The sequence below is a fragment of the Amycolatopsis sp. NPDC004368 genome (genome assembly GCF_053602515.1).
Genome location: NZ_JBSGDT010000018.1, coordinates 46,681 through 63,668, shown reverse-complemented (window position 1 = coordinate 63,668; position 16,988 = coordinate 46,681). Strand labels below are relative to the sequence as shown.

15 protein-coding genes are annotated in these 16,988 nt (G+C 71.4%); 13 read left to right on the top strand and 2 right to left on the bottom strand.

Features of this window, described 5'->3' with window-relative positions; all coding sequences use genetic code 11:
• The first annotated feature begins 523 nt into the window (after positions 1-523).
• From mshB to ACWEOE_RS24250, 3 genes are read left to right on the top strand one after another with little or no spacing between them, the layout of a single operon-like run.
• Positions 524-1,360, top strand: a complete 837-nt coding sequence (gene mshB, locus ACWEOE_RS24260; RefSeq protein WP_452012735.1) for an N-acetyl-1-D-myo-inositol-2-amino-2-deoxy-alpha-D-glucopyranoside deacetylase — start codon at positions 524-526, stop codon at positions 1,358-1,360.
• A 1-nt stretch (position 1,361) separates the two neighbouring features.
• Positions 1,362-1,760: a hypothetical protein gene (locus ACWEOE_RS24255; protein ID WP_452012734.1), complete on the top strand. Its 399-nt coding sequence runs from the start codon at positions 1,362-1,364 to the stop codon at positions 1,758-1,760.
• On the top strand, positions 1,753-2,547 hold the full coding sequence (locus tag ACWEOE_RS24250) for a hypothetical protein (protein ID WP_452012732.1): 795 nt from the start codon (positions 1,753-1,755) through the stop codon (positions 2,545-2,547). Before ACWEOE_RS24255 ends, ACWEOE_RS24250 begins: the two co-directional genes overlap by 8 nt.
• A 13-nt stretch (positions 2,548-2,560) precedes the next feature.
• Here ACWEOE_RS24250 and ACWEOE_RS24245 read toward each other — a convergent pair whose 3' ends face one another.
• On the bottom strand, positions 2,561-3,319 hold the full coding sequence (locus tag ACWEOE_RS24245) for a site-2 protease family protein (protein WP_452012846.1): 759 nt from the start codon (positions 3,317-3,319) through the stop codon (positions 2,561-2,563).
• A 260-nt stretch (positions 3,320-3,579) separates the two neighbouring features.
• On the opposite strand from ACWEOE_RS24245, the gene ACWEOE_RS24240 reads away from it, so the two are divergent.
• Together ACWEOE_RS24240 and ACWEOE_RS24235 are read left to right on the top strand one after the other, a co-directional pair.
• Entirely contained in the window at positions 3,580-3,897 is a 318-nt protein-coding gene (locus ACWEOE_RS24240; RefSeq protein WP_326838053.1) for a WhiB family transcriptional regulator, read from the top strand.
• A gap of 856 nt (positions 3,898-4,753) precedes the next feature.
• Positions 4,754-8,104, top strand: coding sequence for a glycosyltransferase (locus ACWEOE_RS24235; RefSeq protein WP_452012731.1), 3,351 nt, complete (start codon positions 4,754-4,756; stop codon positions 8,102-8,104).
• A gap of 24 nt (positions 8,105-8,128) precedes the next feature.
• Here ACWEOE_RS24235 and ACWEOE_RS24230 read toward each other — a convergent pair whose 3' ends face one another.
• Entirely contained in the window at positions 8,129-8,557 is a 429-nt protein-coding gene (locus tag ACWEOE_RS24230) for a metallopeptidase family protein (protein WP_452012730.1), read from the bottom strand.
• Positions 8,558-8,672: 115 nt separating this feature from the next.
• On the opposite strand from ACWEOE_RS24230, the gene ACWEOE_RS24225 reads away from it, so the two are divergent.
• From ACWEOE_RS24225 to ACWEOE_RS24190, 8 genes are all read left to right on the top strand, one after another.
• Positions 8,673-9,026, top strand: coding sequence for a DUF3499 domain-containing protein (locus tag ACWEOE_RS24225; protein ID WP_204093559.1), 354 nt, complete (start codon positions 8,673-8,675; stop codon positions 9,024-9,026).
• A gap of 74 nt (positions 9,027-9,100) precedes the next feature.
• Entirely contained in the window at positions 9,101-10,456 is a 1,356-nt protein-coding gene (locus ACWEOE_RS24220) for a phosphomannomutase/phosphoglucomutase (RefSeq protein WP_452012728.1), read from the top strand.
• 86 nt (positions 10,457-10,542) lie between these two features.
• Positions 10,543-10,788, top strand: a complete 246-nt coding sequence (locus ACWEOE_RS24215; RefSeq protein WP_452012726.1) for a Trm112 family protein — start codon at positions 10,543-10,545, stop codon at positions 10,786-10,788.
• Complete coding sequence (locus ACWEOE_RS24210) at positions 10,772-11,866, top strand: hypothetical protein (protein ID WP_452012725.1); 1,095 nt, start codon at positions 10,772-10,774, stop codon at positions 11,864-11,866. The genes ACWEOE_RS24215 and ACWEOE_RS24210 overlap by 17 nt, the downstream gene beginning before the upstream one ends.
• A gap of 107 nt (positions 11,867-11,973) precedes the next feature.
• The gene (manA, locus tag ACWEOE_RS24205) at positions 11,974-13,206 is read left to right on the top strand and encodes a mannose-6-phosphate isomerase, class I (protein WP_452012845.1); all 1,233 of its coding nucleotides are present in this window, start codon (positions 11,974-11,976) and stop codon (positions 13,204-13,206) included.
• A gap of 156 nt (positions 13,207-13,362) precedes the next feature.
• Positions 13,363-14,277, top strand: coding sequence for a cation diffusion facilitator family transporter (locus ACWEOE_RS24200; RefSeq protein WP_452012723.1), 915 nt, complete (start codon positions 13,363-13,365; stop codon positions 14,275-14,277).
• A 78-nt stretch (positions 14,278-14,355) separates the two neighbouring features.
• Positions 14,356-15,909: an amino acid permease gene (locus ACWEOE_RS24195; protein WP_452012721.1), complete on the top strand. Its 1,554-nt coding sequence runs from the start codon at positions 14,356-14,358 to the stop codon at positions 15,907-15,909.
• Between the two features lie 333 nt (positions 15,910-16,242).
• Positions 16,243-16,950 carry an LPXTG cell wall anchor domain-containing protein gene (locus ACWEOE_RS24190; RefSeq protein ID WP_452012719.1) on the top strand — a complete coding sequence of 236 codons (708 nt, stop codon included), beginning with the start codon at positions 16,243-16,245 and terminating at the stop codon, positions 16,948-16,950.
• Positions 16,951-16,988 lie beyond the last annotated feature (38 nt).

The window sequence follows — 16,988 nt, the reverse complement described above, 5'->3', positions numbered from 1 at the left end:
CGTCGCGGGTTTGCGAGGCGACCTCTTCCTGACCGCAAGCTTCGATGTAATCGAGCTAGCTCACCGTAGTCGTGCAACCTAGGCAGTGGACAGGCGTCAAAACTATCGATCCGGACACTCTCAGTGAGATCGTGATGGAACAGCAATCTCGTCTTGCCTATGTCCACCTCGGGTTCTGCGGTTGATCGACTACTCATGGTAACTAAATCTCGATCATCGCTGCCCCCGATCGGGGACGTCCACGGGTGGTGGGTCATTCGGCTCGGGGGACAATAACCGACGTCATCATCTTTGTGGACCCCGCGAATGGACTAGTCATACAGCCGTGACAAACCGGAAGTGACAAGGAATTAACCTGATCTCGTGAACGCCCGCGATCGTTTACCGGACTGCGGGCCGGAGCGGGTGTCCAGTCCATTCCGGGACGCCGGGGCGCGGAGGGCGGAACCCCTGCCGCGGAACGTTCCGGGAACGAGAACGCCGGGGTCCCGGAGCCGGGGACGGAGTTCATTAACCTGGTGCCGTGATCCGAAAGCTCCTGCTCGTCCACGCGCACCCCGACGACGAGACCATCACCACCGGCGGCACGATCGCCCGCTACGCCGCCGAGGGCGCCGAGGTTTCGGTGGTCACGTGCACTCTCGGCGAGGAAGGCGAGATCGTGCCGCCGCGGCTCGCGCTGCTGGCGTCCGGTGCCGCGGACCAGCTCGGCGGGTACCGCTCGGGCGAGCTCGCGGCCGCGTGCGCCGCGCTCGGCGTGACCCGGCACTCCTACCTCGGCGGTATGGGCCGGTGGCGCGATTCGGGCATGGCGGGCACTGCGGCCGCGAACCACCCGCGCGCGTTCGCCGGCGGCAGCCCCGATGAGCAGGCGGCGCAGCTGGCCGCACTGCTCGACGAGCTGGCGCCCCAGGTCGTGGTCACCTACGACTCCTTCGGCGGCTACGGTCACCCCGACCACATCCGCGCCCACGACATCACCATGGCCGCGGCCCCGCGCGCGGCCTCGGTCGAGCGCGTCTTCCACGTGGTGCACTCCCGGGCCGCGGTCGACGCGGGGCTCGCGCGACTGCGGGCGAGTGGCGGCTCACCCTTCCGGGTACCCCAGGACGACGAGCTTCCCGGCACCCCGGATGAGAAGGTCACCACCGTGCTCGACACCTCGGCCCACCTCGACGCGAAGGTCGCGGCCCTGCGTGCCCACGAGACTCAGCTGACCGTGGCGCACAGCGCGGACGGCGAGGTCGTGCACTTCGCCCTCACCAACGACATCGCGCAGCCGATCCCGCCCGCCGAGTACTTCGTGCTCGCCCACGGCGACGCGGCCGGCGCGGACACCGACCTGTTCGGCGGGCTGTGACGTGCCGGCCCCGCTGAGTGCCGAACAGCGCCTGATCCTGGGCCTGCTCAGCCTCGACGCCCTGCTGCTGGCGTTGCTCGAGGTCTTCTTCCTGCCGTTGCGCGTCGGCACCCTCGGGGAGGTGCCGCTGCCGCTGACGGCGCTCGTCGGCGCGGTCACCACGCCGTGGCTGGTGCTCACGGCCGGGAAACTCGTGCGGCCGGGGCTGTCCTGGGTGCCGCTCGCGGTGTGGGTGGTCGTGGTGTTCGCCATCGGGCTCACCGGGCCGGGCGGCGACCTCGTGCTCGTGCAGGACTGGCGGGCGCTCCTGCTGCTCGGCGCGAGCGCGCTGCCCGGCGCGCTCGTGCTCGGCGGCGGGCTGGGCCGCGCGGCGGCGGCGAAGGGAAAGCTCCGTGGCTGAGGCCATTTCGGACCGGCACGTGGTGGCGGTGCTGCGCCCGTTCGTCCGCGCCTGCGCGCCGATGCTCGACGCACTGCGCGAGTCGGACCCGTTCGGGCTGCGGGGCCGCGCCCGCAAAGCCGGCGACGACGAGTTAGCCGACGACGGCTTCAAGGAAAAGGTGCTCGGCGCGCTCACGTCGGTGAAGGTGCCCGGCACCGCCGCGTGGGCCCGCATGGACATCGACGAGCGCTGCGGCTGGTGGGTCAACCGCGTCGGCCGGCTCACGTCGGTGCTCACCTCGATCCCCGGCCTCGGCGGCGCGCTCGCCGACCGGCTGCCGGTGCAGGACACGCTCGGCGCCGCTTCGCAGGGGTTGCTGCTGTGCGCGATCGCGGGGGAGTACGGCGTGACCGACGTCGGCAGCCGGGTGCGGCTGATCGCGGCGGTGCTCTTCGAGCGCGAGATCGACGCGGCGCTCGCCGCCGGCAAGCCCGCGGACGAGTCCGCAGAGGACAGTGAGGCCGCGCGGCTCACCGAAGAACTCACGGAATCCGAACGCGCCCACGGCAAGGTGACGGTGAGAGCCGCCGCCGGGACGCTCTGGCGGCTCGGGCGTTCGCTGTGGGGCATCACGGAGGAACTCGAGAAGCGCCCGCGCGGCCGCTTCTACCACCGGGCACTCGGGATGGTGCCGGTGGTGGGCGCGGCGGGCGACTACCTCGGTGAGCGCTCGGGACTCAAGCGGGCGTGGAAGCGGGCGCACGAGTGGCTGATGACCCACTCGCACTGGGCTTCGTTCTCCTGAGCCCGGGTTCGGGTCACCGCCAGAAGAGGAAGGCCTGCTGGCCGATGGCCGCGGCGAGACCACTGCCGCCGAACGCGTCGAAGATCAGGCCGGCGACGTACCAGAGTGCGTCGGACAGCGGGCGGAACGCGAAGAACAGAGCGAACAGCACCAGCGGCGCCCACGGTCGCACCCGCGCGCCGAACGCCCGCGCCTGCGGCGAGAGGTACGGCTCGATCGCGCCCCAGCCGTCGAGGCCGGGGATGGGCAGGATGTTGATCAGGAACGTCATCACCTGCAACAGCGCGAGGTAGGACAGGCCGTAGAAGAGGCCGGGCGACATCGGGATCAGCGCCGCCACGAGGCACAGCGCGGCGCCCACCCCGAGGTTCGACAGCGGGCCGGCGAGCGACACCCACGACGACGTCGCGCGGTTGCGCAGCGCGCCGCGGTTGATCCACACCGCGCCACCGGGCAGCGGGATGCCGCCGATGATGAGGAAGATCAGCGGCAGCACGATCGACAGGACGGGGTCGGTGTAGCGCCGCACGTCGAGGGTGAGGTAGCCCTTCTGGGCGACCCCGGCGTCGCCGCCGCGGTACGCGACGAAGGCGTGCCCGAACTCGTGCAAGGTCAGCGAAGCGATCCAGCCACCCGCGACGAGGAGTACGACACCGGTGACGTAGAGCGGGTCCCGGTTACCGTTGAGTCCGAGGGAATCACCGTACGCAGCCAGGATTCCGCCGACGACCGCGACCGCGAGGATGCCGATGAAGACCGGGCTGGGCCGCACTGCTGATCTCTGCACCCCACCAGTCTTCCGTATGCCCGGTGTGAAGTGTTCGGCGTGTCCCCTTGCGCGATGGGCCCGAGGTATCCCCCGAACTCGCTACTCCGCTTGACCTGACCGCACTACACGGGTGTAATCACAGTGATGTCATTCGCTGTCGAGAGGGGACAGCGGATGTCGTTTCACCACCGCCAGCCTGGGGAGTGCGTAGGAGCGAGGAGGCGGACGTGCGGTTGGAAGCAGAAGGCTCGAGGACAGACTCGATGCCTGAAAAGAGGGAGTGGGGGCACGTCGTGGGTTGGGGCGAGAACCCTGAGCAGGAGCTGGGGGATCTGACCGACCTCTTCGATGCCACCGAGGAGGAACAAGACTGGCAGGAGCGCGCCCTGTGCGCGCAGACCGACCCAGAGGCGTTCTTCCCCGAGAAAGGCGGCTCGACCCGCGAAGCCAAGCGGATCTGCCTGGGCTGCGAGGTCAAGGACGAGTGCCTCGAGTACGCCCTGGCGCACGACGAACGCTTCGGTATCTGGGGCGGTCTGTCGGAACGCGAACGGCGGAAGCTCAAGAAACGAGCTGTGTAGGGGGATCCGCGATGGGTGAGGTGTGTCCGCCGAGAACGCGGACCATCTCGCTGATCCCGGTGTCTTCTGGGGGTGCAACCCCCAGACCCCGCCCGGGGGCGAGCCCCCGGACCCCCAGTCGTGGTCACCTTTTCAGGTCGCGACGGTGAAATGTCGGGTGAGGTGGGCTCGCTGGAAGAGTGGGCCAACTCGCTGATCCCGGTGCTTCTGGGGGTGCAACCCCGAGACCCGTCCGGGGCACGCCCCGGACCCCCAAGTCGTGGTCACCTTTTTCGAGCGCGACTGTGCAGTGATGGGGGAGGTGGGCCTGCGGGAAGCGCGGCCCATCTCGCTGCGCTGATGTCTGCTGCCGGTGAAACCTCAGGCGTTGTGTCCGGGGCACTACCGGGTCTCTTGCCGTAGTTGCCGCTGGGTCGGGGCTGCGTGGTTGTGCCGTGTCGACCAGGCGCTTTCCGGTGTGAGGGCTGGGTTTTTCGTGGCTGGTGGCCGGCGTGCGCAAGACGCGGGCGCGGCTGGTTTGGGGTTGGGGCGGGTTGGGTACAGGGGTGCAGAGCGAGTCAGTCCCAGGCGCGGTTGCGGTATTTCCCTCGAAGGTTCTGTGGCGGTCACGGCGTGACCGGGTGTGTGTGGCGGTTGTTGTGCCGTCGTGCGGGCGTGTCCCATGTGGTCGGTGGGTGGGCGGATCCCAGTGCGTGGACGTGGATCCGGTGGTGTGGCGAGGACGTCAGTGTGATTCGCGCGAAGTGATTCGCGCGAAGCGGTGACCGGCGGTGCGGCCCGTGTGGGTCCGGCGCCGCGGGTGCGGGTGAAGCCGTAGGGTGGCCGCACCCGCCCGCAGCCTGACCTGGAGTGGTTGTTGACCCGCACCGTCGCTGCGTCCGCTGTGCGGACGTTGCCCGTTCTGGCCATTGTGGTCTGTCACGACGGCGAAGAGTGGCTGCCGCTCGCGCTTTCTTCCTTGCGGCGCAGCACAGTGCGGCCCCGGCACGTGCTGGCGGTCGACACGGGGTCCACGGACCTCACCGCGAAGCTGCTCGCCGAGGCGGCCGAGCCCGGAGGTGTCGCGGCAGGGCCCGATTCGCAGCCGGTGCTCTCCGGCGTCATCACTCTTTCGAGTGAAACTGGGTTCGCTGCGGCGATCGCGGCGGCGGTGGCGCACGCGGTGGAGCGGTGGGGCGACCCGGGTGCGTGGCTGTGGCTGCTGCACGACGACTGCGCGCCGGAACCCGACTGCCTCGAGCAGCTGCTGAAGGCCGCCGAAGCGGCGCCCTCGGCGAAGGTGCTCGGGGCGCTGGGGCTGGACTGGGCCGAGCCGCGGCTGATCGTGGAGGCGGGGCTGTCCACGGACGCGTCCGGGCACCGCCAGCAGATGGCCGCGCCCGGTGCCGAGCCGGGTGAGGTGCTCGCGGCGCCGAGCGCGGGATCGCTGGTGCAGCGCGAACTCTGGGACACCCTCGGGGGCTTCGACGAGGACTTCTCCTTGCTGCGCGAGGATCTCGACTTCGGCTGGCGCGCCAACGCGGCCGGCGCGCTGGTGCTCTCGGTGCCCGCGGCGCGCGTCCGTCACGCGCGGGCGCTGTCGAACGGCCACCGCACCCCCGACGCCGCCGGCCGTTCGCTCGCGGCGGTGAACCGGTCGCACGGGCTGCGCGTGTTCCTGGTGAACTGTTCGGCGTTCTCGTTCTGGTTCGGGCTCGTGCGGCTGCCGGTGCTCCTGCTGCTGCGCGCGCTCGTCTTCTTCGTCCTGCGGCGTCCGGCCGAAGCCGGCGCGGAACTGTCGGCGCTCGGCTACCTCACGCGCGGCCGCGGAAAACTCCGTGCGGCGCGGGCGAAACGCCGGGAGTCACCCCGCCCCGGCACCGTGCGCGGGCTGTTCGTCGGCCGGGGCACGCGGCTGCGCAACGCCGTGCGCGCCGGGGTCGTCGGGCTCGTGCGCCGGGGCGTGGAGAGCGACGTCGCGCTCGGCACGGTCCCCGAAGGGGTCACCGAGGAGCCCGCCTGGATCGCGCCGGAAGCCCTCGGCACCGCCGACCGCCGGCCCGTCGGACCGGAAGCGCTGCCCGCGGGAGCGTTGCGGGGCTTGAGTTCCCGCGGCTCGGGGCTGCGCCGGCCGGGCACGGTCGTGGCCGTCGCCGTGCCGACGGAGCAGGCCGGTCCGACGAAACAACCTCCAGTGGAGGAAGACGCGCGGACGGCGGAGGAAATCACCGACGAAGGCCCGAAGCCCTCGCCCGCCCCGCGTCCGGCGCCGGCGCGCGAACCCGGGCTCGTGTTCGTGGAGGTGAACCGCCGCCGCGTGCTGGCCGCGACGATCTTCGCCCCGCCCGTGGTGCTGCTCGTGCTGCTCACCGCGCTGGCGTTCGTGGTCAACCGCGGCCGCCTCGGCCTGGACCTCTCCGGCGGTGGCCTGCTGCCGGTCGGGAGTCTCGGCGAGGTCTGGTCCACCTACCTCGCGCCGTGGCACGCGATCGCGGGCGGCACGGGTGCGCCCGCCTCCGCGACGCTGCCCGTGCTCGGCACCCTCGGCGCGATCTTCGCGCCGCTGGGCGGCCCGGCCGCGCTCGTCGCGATCCTGCTCATCGGCGACATCCCGCTGGCCGCCCTCAGCGCGTACGCGGCCACGCGCAAGCTGCCTGTGCGCCGCTGGGTGCGCGCGGTGGTCGCGGCGACGTACGCGCTGCTACCCGCTGCCACCGCGTCGGTCGCGCAGGGGCGCCTCGACGTGGTGGTGGTCCACGTCGTGCTGCCGCTCGTCGTCGCGGGCATCGCACGGCTGCTCACCCGCCCGGGCACGCGCTGGCTGCACGTGTCGGCGCTCTCGGCGTTCGGCGTCGCGGTGCTCGGCGCGTTCTCGCCGCTCGCCCACGCCCTCGCGCTCGTGGGCCTGCTGCTCGGCTTCGTGGTGCTGCCGGCCCCGACAGGCCTCGCCCGGCGCGCGGCCTCGGTCGTGATCGTGGTGATCCTGCCGCTCGTGCTGCTCCTGCCGTGGCCGACGGTGCTGATCAAGCACCCCGAGCTGCTCCTTCACGGCCTGAGTGGCCCGGCCGCGCCCGCGTCGGGTGCCGATCTGGCCGGACTCACGCCGGGTGGGCCGGGTGGGTGGCCCCTCGGGGTCGCGGTGCTGGCGGCGACGTTGGTCGCGCTCGTCGTGCGGCCGACGAAACAGGTCGCCGGCGGTCTCGCGCTCGCCGGGCTCGGGGTGGCGGCCGTGGTGCTCGTGCGGCAGGTGCCGGTCACGCCGCTGCAGGGCGGACCCACCGCCACCGGCTTCACGGGGGTGCCGCTGCTGGTTGTCGGCGCCGGGCTGTTGTGGGCGGTGCTCGCGACCTGGCAGCGCGGTGGTTCAGCGGGCGTGCCCGCGCCGTGGCTGCCGAAGGTCGCCGGCGCCGCCGGGGTGGTGGTGCTGGTCGCGCTGGGGGTCGGCGCGGCCGGCGCCGGTCACGACGGCCCGCTCACCGCCCGGCCGCGCGCGGCGCTCGCGCCCGAGGTTGCCGCGGAACTCGCCCACAGCGGGCGCGCCGTGCTCGACCTCGGCCCGCTCACCCGCCAGACCGGCGGCCGCCTCCCGCTCTTCGGTGACGACCAGCTCGCCCCGACCGCCGGCACCCCGGACCGGCTCGCCGGCTGGAGCCGCGACCTGCTCACCGGCGACGCGAACGCCGTGAAGTCGGCCGTCGCGGCCGCCGCGATCTCCGGCGTCGAGTACGTGGCCCTGCCGGCGGGCAGCGACCCCCAGGCCCTCGTCGCGCCGGCCCGCGACCTGATCACCGCCGCCGCCCCGATGTCCGACGGCCGGCCCGTGGTCCGGCTCCTGCCCCCGGCCGGCGAGGTCACGCTGATCTCCCCGGAGCTGGCCAAGGCGGCTGTGACGGGTGGTGGCGCGCCCGGCGCGTCGGCCGGCGTCTCGCCCGTCGACGCCCGGCTGCCCGACGTCCGGCTGCGCGCCTCCGACGGCCCCACCGGCCGGCTGCTCGTGCTCGCCGCCGAGCAGGAAGCCGGCTGGCAGGCCAGTGTGAACGGCAAGCCCGTGCCGATCGTGCCCGCGTGGGGTCACCAGGTCGCGGTGTCGATCCCGCCGCAGACGTCGGAGGTCTCGCTCGCGTTCCCGGGCACCGAGCGCAGCCTCCTGCTGCTGGCCCAGCTCGCCGCGGTGCTGTTCACGGCGCTCACCGCCGTGCCCTCCCGCCGGCGGCTCCCGCGATCTTGACGGATCGGGCGTGCGGGCGCGGCCTCACTCGCCTTCGATCACGTCCGGTTCGACGCCGAGGTAACCCGCGACCTGTTCCACGAGCACGTCGTGCACGAGTTCCGCCAGCTCACCCGGGTCTTTGGCGCGTGCTTCGAGCGGCCGCCGGTAGAGCACGATCCGCGCCCGCGTGGGCAGCCCCGCGCGGTCGACGCCGGCCGGGACCAGGCGTGAGAGCGGCACGGAGCCGTCGTGCAGCACGCCGTCGGCGGGGGCGCGGCCGTCGGGCCGGACTTCGGGAACCTCGTCGACCGCCACGTCGAGCTTGGTCAGCTCGTGGCGCCAGCGCGCTTCGATGGGTTCGAGCGCGTCGAGCACGAGCGCGTCGAACTTCTCCGCCCGGCTCGCGGCGGCGGGCAGGGACGCGGGGTAGAGCGCTCCTCGCAGGCCTCGGCCGTGCCGGTCCCTGCGCATCCGCTGCCGTTGTCGGTAATCACGAGCCGTCGCCACCGCGCAAGTCTATGCGGTCGCGCACGTCACGCGCGTGTCGCCGGGGCCCCCTTGCGGCGACACGCTATCGTTCTGGATCGTGCGGAGCGTACGGAAATGTTCGCGGACGGGTTGTCCAGAGCCCGCTGTCGCCACGCTCACGTATGCGTACAGCGATTCCACCGCCGTCGTCGGTCCCCTCGCCACCGCCTCTGAGCCGCATTCGTACGACCTGTGCGAGGCCCACGCGCTGCGGTTGACCGTGCCGAAGGGCTGGGAAGTCGTGCGCCACGAGGGCACGTTCGCCACTCCGGAGCAGTCGGCCGACGAGCTGACCGCGCTGGCCGAGGCCGTCCGCGAGGCGGGCCGCTCGGACCGGCCGGCGCCGCCGCCCGAGCCGGAAGGCCCGTCCGGCAGGCGCGGCCACCTCCGCGTGCTCCCCGGGCGCGCCTGAGCACCGCTCCCGCCGGTAGGCTTTCCGGGCGGCGCGACCGGCGCCGCGACGAGAACGGACGGCGGGGAGAAGGCGTGCCAGATCTATCGGGCATCGTGAAGGCCTACGACATTCGCGGCGTGGTCGGCGAGCAGCTCGACGCGTCACTGGTTCGCGACTTCGGCGCCGCGTTCGCACTGCTCATCAAGGCCGAGTCGCCCTCGGTGGTGATCGGCCACGACATGCGCGACTCGTCGCCCGCGCTCTCGGCCGCGTTCGCCGAAGGCGTGACCAGCCAGGGCCTGGACGTGGTGTCCGTCGGCCTGTGCAGCACCGACGAGCTGTACTTCGCGTCGGGCTCGCTGAACATGCCGGGCGCGATGTTCACCGCCAGCCACAACCCTGCGAAGTACAACGGCATCAAGATGTGCCGCGCGGGCGCGAGCCCCGTCGGGCAGGACACCGGGCTCTCGGAGATCCGCGACACCGTGGAGCAGGGCGTGCCCGAGTTCGAGGGCAAGGCCGGCTCGGTGAGCGAGCGCGACGTGCTCGGCGACTACGCGGCCTACCTGCGCAACCTCGTCGACCTCACGCACTCGCGGCAGCTGAAGATCGTGGTCGACGCCGGCAACGGCATGGGCGGCCACACCGTCCCGACGGTCTTCGCCGGGCTGCCCATCGAGATCGTGCCGATGTACTTCGAGCTCGACGGCACCTTCCCGAACCACGAGGCCAACCCGCTCGACCCGGCCAACATCGTCGACCTGCAGGCCAAGGTCCGCGAGGTCGGCGCCGACGCCGGCGTGGCCTTCGACGGCGACGCCGACCGCTGCTTCGTGGTCGACGAGCGCGGCGAGCCCGTCTCGCCGAGCGCGATCACGGCGCTGGTGGCCGTGCGCGAGCTGGCCAAGGAGCCGGGCGGCACGGTGATCCACAACCTGATCACGTCGAAGGGCGTCCCGGAAATCGTCGCCGAGCACGGCGGCAAGCCGGTGCGCACGCGTGTGGGCCACTCGTTCATCAAGGCGGAGATGGCGCGGACCGGCGCGATCTTCGGCGGCGAGCACTCCGCGCACTACTACTTCCGCGACTTCTGGCGCGCCGACACCGGCATGCTGGCCGCGCTGCACGTGCTGGCGGCGCTGGGCGAGCAGGACGGCCCCCTGTCCGCCCTCACCCAGGACTTCTCGCGCTACGCGGCCTCGGGCGAGATCAACTCGACCGTGTCCGACCAGGTCGCGCGCATGCTAGCGGTGAAGGACGCGTACGCGGACAAGCCGGGCGTCGCGATCGACGAGCTCGACGGCCTGACCGTGCAGCTGCCGGGCGGCGCGTGGTTCAACTTGCGCCCGTCGAACACCGAGCCGCTGCTCCGGCTCAACGTCGAAGCCGCCGACCGCGCCGCGGTCGAGGCCCTCACCGACGACGTACTGGTCATCGTCCGGGGCTGAGCGAGCCAAGCTGTCCGTGACCGACCGGAGCGAACTGTGTCCGGAAGGTGCCGTTGCGACCCACCTACGCGTGGTATGGAGGAACCATGGCCATCACGCTCGACGCCGAGCTGCTCGAGATCCTCGCGTGCCCGTCGCCGGATCACGCCCCGCTGCGTCCCGGCACGCCCGACGACGCGGATGCCGAAGCGCTGACCTGCACCGAGTGCGGCCGGGTGTACCCGGTCCGCGACGGGATCCCCGTGCTGCTGCTCGACGAAGCGGTCCTCGGCCGCGACGGCGCCCCCAGCACCCCCGGTGAGCCGGATGACAGCCATGCCGACAGTGCTTGACGATTCGCTGCTCGACGATCCCGCGCGCCTGGCCGAGGCCGACAGCGCGGGGCTGCTGCGTGCCGCCGCCATGGCCGGGGCGCAGGTGCGGGCCACCGCCGAGGCCGCGGCCGAGCTGGAGCTGAGCGACCGGCTCGACCTGGGGCGCCCGCGTTCGCTCGTGCTCATCGACCGGCCCGGCGTCAGCCGCACGCTCACGCGCCTGCTGGCGGCGCTGCTCGCGCCGGCGTGCCCGGTGCCGGTGGTCGTGGCCGAGATCGTGCCGTCGTGGATCGGCGCGCTCGACGTGGTCTTCGCGCACACCGACGACCCGGGTGACCGCGAGCTGGCCGCTTCGCTGGAGCGCGCGGCCCGGTTCGGCGCGACGGTGGTGCTGTCCGCGCCGGCCGAGGGCCCGGTCGCCGCCTCGGTCGCCGGCAAGGGCCTGCTGCTCGCGCCGCGCGTTCCGGTGCCGCCGGAGCTCGCTTTCCCGCGTGGCCTGGCCGCCGGGCTGCTCACGGCCAACGCGCTCGGGTTGCTGGTGGCCGACGTGCAGACTCTGGCCGACCAGCTCGACCTCGAGGCCGAGAAGGACTACCTCGCCCGCGAGTCGTTCGCGAACCCGGCGAAAGCGCTTGCGCTGCGGGTCGCGGACCGCATCCCGCTGCTGTGGGGGCTCGACCCCGTGGCGGTGGCCGTCGCGGAGCACGCGGCGCACGCTTTCGCAGCGCACGCTGGCTTGGTGTGCGATTCGGAAGACTTCCGGCAGGCGCTCGCGCGGCCCGCTCTTCGACGGGTTGCGCAATCGGGTGGCCAAGAGCGTGACATCTTCGCCGATCCGGACGACTCACCCGGTGGAACCGCCACGAGAGTGCTGTTGCTCTCGGTGCGGACCGGGCCCGCCGCCGAGGCGGCCCGCTTCCAGGCCGAGGAGTTCCTGCCGGACGCGGACGTGATCGCGCCCGCCGAGGAGTTCGAAGCGGACGAGATCGTCCGGGCCGCGGTGCTCGCGCTCCGGTTCGAGCTCGCCGCGGTGTACCTCGGGCTCGCGGCGGGCAGCATCGGTGGCGCCGGGAGGTACGAGCCGGCCACCGTCTGACGGCTCACGGGATCAGGGGGAGCAAGTGCGGACGGTCGCCGTGGGGACGGCACCGCCCGCACGACATCGGCTCCGGCCGATGGGAAGGATTGGGAGTTGAGGTGACAGTGGAGCTGTTGCGCAACGCCGTACGGCCCTACGCCTGGGGATCGCGCACCGCGATCCCGCAGCTGCAGGGCCGTCCGGTGCCGGCGCCGCACCCCGAGGCGGAGCTGTGGATGGGTGCCCACCCGGGCGACCCGTCACGCGTGCTCGCCCCGGACGGCACCGAACGGAGCCTGCTGGAGCTCGTGGACGCCGATCCGATCGGCCAGCTCGGCGAACGCTGTGCCAAGCGCTGGGGCGGCCGCCTGCCGTTCCTGCTGAAGATCCTGGCGGCCGAGGAGCCGCTGTCGATGCAGGCGCACCCCTCGGCCGCGCAGGCCGCCGAGGGACACGAACGTGAGGAGCGCCTCGGCATCCCGCGCGACGCGCCCAACCGCAACTACCCGGACCCGACGGCGAAGCCCGAGCTCGTCTGCGCGCTCACCGAGTTCCACGCGCTGGCCGGGTTCCGTGACCCGCAGCGCACGGTGAAGCTGCTCAAGGCCATCGAGACACCGGGCCTCGCGAAGTACACCGGCCTGCTCGAAGCGCAGCCGGACCCGGCGGGGCTGCGGGCCCTGTTCACCACGTGGATCACGTTGCCGCAGTCGCTGCTCGACGAGCTGCTGCCCGAGGTGCTCGACGCGTGCGTGCGCCACGTCGCCGACCACGGCGAGTTCGGGATCGAGTGCCGGACGATCCTGGGGCTGGGCGAAGCGCACCCGCGCGACGCCGGCGTGCTGGCGGCGCTGCTGCTCAACCGCCTGACGCTGCGGGCGGGCGAGGCGATCTACCTCCCGGCCGGCAACCTGCACCTGTATCTCTCCGGCACCGCGGTGGAGATCCTGGCCAACTCCGACAACATCCTGCGCTGCGGGCTCACACCCAAGCACGTGGACGTGCCCGAGCTGCTGCGCGTGGTCGACTTCGCGTGCGGCGAGATGCCGGTGCACCAAGGCGACTGCGCGGGTCAGCGCCTGGCCGTCTACCACACGGACGCGCCGGAGTTCGAGCTCTCCCGCATGCGCTGGGAGGCCGGCGACGCCACGGAGCTCGTGGTCGACTGCACCGGCCCGCAGATCCTGCTGTGCACCGAAGGCGACCTGCTCGTGACGGCCCAGGACGGCGAACAGGTCGAGCTGCTGCGCGGGCAGTCGGTGTGGCTGCCCGCGGCCGACCCGGCCGTGTCGGTCCGCCCGCTCGGGGGCGAGCCGGCGCAGCTGTTCCGCGCCACCGCGGGCACCTGCGAGGACTGAGGTCCGCCCGGACGTCTTGAGGGAACCCGGGTTCCCTCAAGACGTCTTCGTGGTGAACGCGGCAAACGTTCACGTGGCCGAGGCGGCTGCGGACCACCGGGTCCTCTAGGCTCCCGATCGGGCATTTCGGGAATCCACGGGAGCAGGGGAGCACGCGTGTCGACTGGTGGCGGTACCAAGGCGATCATCGCCGCGCTCGCGGCCAACGCCGGGATCGCGGTGGCGAAGTTCGTCGGGTTCCTGGTCACGGGCTCGTCGTCGATGCTGGCGGAGTCGGTGCACTCCCTGGCCGACACGTCGAACCAGGGCCTGCTGCTGCTCGGGCAGAAGTCGTCGCGCCGGCGGGCCACGAAGGAGCACCCCTTCGGGTTCGGCCGGGAGCGCTACTTCTACTCGTTCATCGTCGCGCTGATGCTGTTCACGCTCGGCTCGGCTTTCGCGCTGTACGAGGGCATCCACAAGATCCTGGAGCCCGAGCCGCTCGAGTCGCCGATCGTGGCCGTGATCATCCTGTTGGTCGCGATCTGCCTGGAGGGCTACAGCTTCCACACCGCCATCGGCGAGTCGCGGAAGATCAAGGGCTCGGTCAGCTGGTGGGGCTTCATCCGCCAGGCCAAGGAACCCGAGCTCCCGGTCGTGCTGCTGGAGGACACGGGCGCGCTCGTCGGTCTCGTGTTCGCGCTGCTCGGCGTGGGCCTGTCGGTGATCACCGGCGACCCGGTGTTCGACGGCATCGGCACCGTGTTCATCGGCGCGCTGCTCGGCGTGATCGCCGTGATCCTCATCGTCGAGATGAAGAGCCTGCTCATCGGCGAGGGCGCGACCGCCTCCGACCTCACGACGATCGTCGACGAACTGGCCGCCGGCAAGGTCGAGCGCGTGATCCACATCCGCACCCAGTACCTCGGCCCCGACGAGCTGCTCGTGGCCGCGAAACTCGCGCTGGTGCCCGGGCTCGACACCGCCGAGATCGCCACGGCCATCGACGACGCCGAAGCCCGCGTGCGCGCGAAGATCCCGGTCGCGTCACTCATCTACCTCGAACCGGACCTCGACCGCGACGCGCGGTGATCAACTCTCACCGCGCCACCTCCGGAATGCCGCGTTAGGGTGATTTACCCAGATTGCCGGCAGCTCCAGGAGGTCGCGGTGCCCGGGCATGGTTTGTGGCGCACGAAGTCGATCGAGCAGTCCATCGCGGACACCGACGAGCCCGACACCAAGCTCCGGAGGAACCTGAGCGCCTGGGACCTCACGGTGTTCGGCGTCGCGGTGGTCATCGGTGCCGGCATCTTCACGCTCACCGCGCGCACGGCGGGTGACTTTTCGGGCCCGTCGGTGTCGCTCGCGTTCGTGTTCGCCGCGATCGCGTGCGCGCTGGCCGCCCTGTGCTACGCCGAGTTCGCCTCGACCGTGCCGGTCGCGGGCAGTGCGTACACGTTCTCCTACGCCACTTTCGGCGAGTTCATGGCGTGGATCATCGGCTGGGACCTGATCCTGGAGCTGGCCGTGGGCGCGGCGGCGGTGTCGAAGGGCTGGTCGGTCTACCTCGAGACCGTGCTGGGTTACCTGTTCGGCAAGGGCGCGACGACGACGTTCGACCTCGGCTGGGTCACCATCGACTGGGGTGCGCTCGTGGTCGTGGCCGTGCTCACGACGCTGCTGGCCGTGGGCACCAAGCTGTCTTCCCGGTTCTCCATGGTGATCACCGGCATCAAGGTCGCGGTGGTGCTGTTCGTGATCATCCTCGGCGTCTTCTACGTCAAGGGCGCGAACTACACGCCGTTCATCCCCGAAGGCAAGCCCGGCGGGCCCGGCGACAGTGGTGTGGAGCAGTCGCTGTTCTCGGTGATCGCGGGTGGCGGCAGCAGCTCGTTCGGTGTGTTCGGCCTGCTGGCCGGTGCGTCGCTGGTGTTCTTCGCGTTCATCGGGTTCGACATCGTGGCGACCACCGCAGAGGAGACGCGCAACCCGCAGAAATCCGTGCCCCGCGGCATCTTCGGCTCGCTGGCCATCGTGACGGTGCTGTACGTGGCCGTGTCGCTCGTGGTCGTCGGCATGGTGCCCTACACCGACCTGGCCACCTCGGCCGGCGACGGCGGCCACAAGACGCTCGCCACGGCGTTCTCCGCCAACGGCGTGGACTGGGCCGCGAACCTCATCTCCGTCGGCGCGCTGGCGGGTCTCACGACCGTGGTCATGGTCCTGATGCTCGGGCAGGTGCGGATCATCTTCGCGATGTCGCGGGACCACCTCATCCCGCGTGGTCTGGCCAAGACCGGTGTCCACGGCACCCCGAAGCGCGCGACGCTGCTCGTGGGCGGACTCGTGGCCGTCGCCGCGACGTTCTTCCCGGCCGACAAGCTCGAGGAGATGGTGAACGTCGGCACGCTCTTCGCGTTCATCCTGGTGTCGGCCGGTGTGCTGGTGCTGCGCCGCACGCGGCCGGACCTGCCGCGCGCGTTCCGCGTGCCGGGGGTGCCGCTGATCCCGATCCTGGCGATCCTCGCGTGCCTGTGGCTGATGCTGAACCTGACGGTGCTGACCTGGCTGCGGTTCCTGGCCTGGATGGCCGTCGGGGTCGTCCTCTACTTCGTCTACAGCCGGCGGCACTCGCTGCTCGGCAAACGGATCGCGTCAGGAGAGGAACCCGTGGTGCCCTCCGGGCCCACCGGCGGATCCTCAGCGCCTTCAGAGGACTGAACCACTGCTCGTCACGGCCCCTCGCCCCACGTGGGGTGGCGCGCCGTTTTGCGTTCCTGACCTGGGCATTCACCGGGACCCGGGAAGGTTGCGTGAGGTTGCCGACTTGTCATCTAAATCAGAATGATCACGAAGAGGTAACCTCCGTATCTCGGTTTGGATCACCTCTCGAACGCAGGGTGATCACGCGAGCCGTATGCGATACCGTCCGCCTCGGCTTCCCTCTGACGGGTTAATCACTCGTGTGTGATTCATACGGTAAGTGGTTTTGGCCCTCACTGGGAGTGCGCAGATCTTCTCTGATATCCCCCGTTCGGTACAGGAGTTTTCTGAATGCCCACCATCACCAGACTGCGTGCGGGTTTCACGGTCGCCGCGGTGGCCGGTCTCGCTCTGCTGGGCACGGCGACGTCCGCCCTCGCCTGCACCTCCGACGACGGTCGCGCGAACCCGATCCAGGGTCACAACCCCGACTGCTCCTCCATCAAGGGCGTCAGCGGCAAGAAGCTCGACCAGGGTGACTTCACGTTCACCGGCGGCGACAAGAGCAAGTCGCTGAACATCACCGCCACCAAGGAAGGCGTCAAGGTCGAGGCGGTTGTCGTCGCCGGCGGCGACGACGGCTACGCGGTCTACGTCCCGGGCAAGAAGAACCTGGACAAGGACCTGCCCTGGAACGACCTGATCGCGCCGCACAACTACAACGGCAGCCAGCCGAAGATCGACAAGTGGTTCGCCTGCGGCACGAAGACCGCGCCGGAGACGACGCAGCCGACCAAGCCGTCGGAGACGCCGACCACGCAGCCGACCGAGACCTCGTCGGTGCCGACCACGTCGCAGGCCGCCACGCCGACCGAGGCGCCGACCAGCACCACCGCCGCTGTCGCCGTCCCGGCCGGCAACGAGACCGGTGGCACCGGCGGCCAGCTCGCCAACACCGGCTTCGACAACGCGTGGCTGATCTACATCGCCGCCGCGCTGCTCGTTCTCGGTGGTGGCCTGCTCGCGCTGCTGAAGTTCCGCCGCGGCAGCGCCAACTGATCCGCTTTTCGGGTTCCCTTGGTACCGGAGGGGGGCCG

Excerpts from the sequence above, each read along its gene's own strand:
- ACWEOE_RS24240 (WP_326838053.1), top strand. The coding sequence starts at position 3,580 with ATGCCTGAAAAGAGGGAGTGGGGGCACGTCGTGGGTTGGGGCGAGAAC.
- ACWEOE_RS24230 (WP_452012730.1), bottom strand. The coding sequence starts at position 8,557 with ATGCGCAGGGACCGGCACGGCCGAGGCCTGCGAGGAGCGCTCTACCCC.
- ACWEOE_RS24215 (WP_452012726.1), top strand. The coding sequence starts at position 10,543 with ATGGCCATCACGCTCGACGCCGAGCTGCTCGAGATCCTCGCGTGCCCG.
- ACWEOE_RS24210 (WP_452012725.1), top strand. The coding sequence starts at position 10,772 with ATGCCGACAGTGCTTGACGATTCGCTGCTCGACGATCCCGCGCGCCTG.
- ACWEOE_RS24190 (WP_452012719.1), top strand. The coding sequence starts at position 16,243 with ATGCCCACCATCACCAGACTGCGTGCGGGTTTCACGGTCGCCGCGGTG.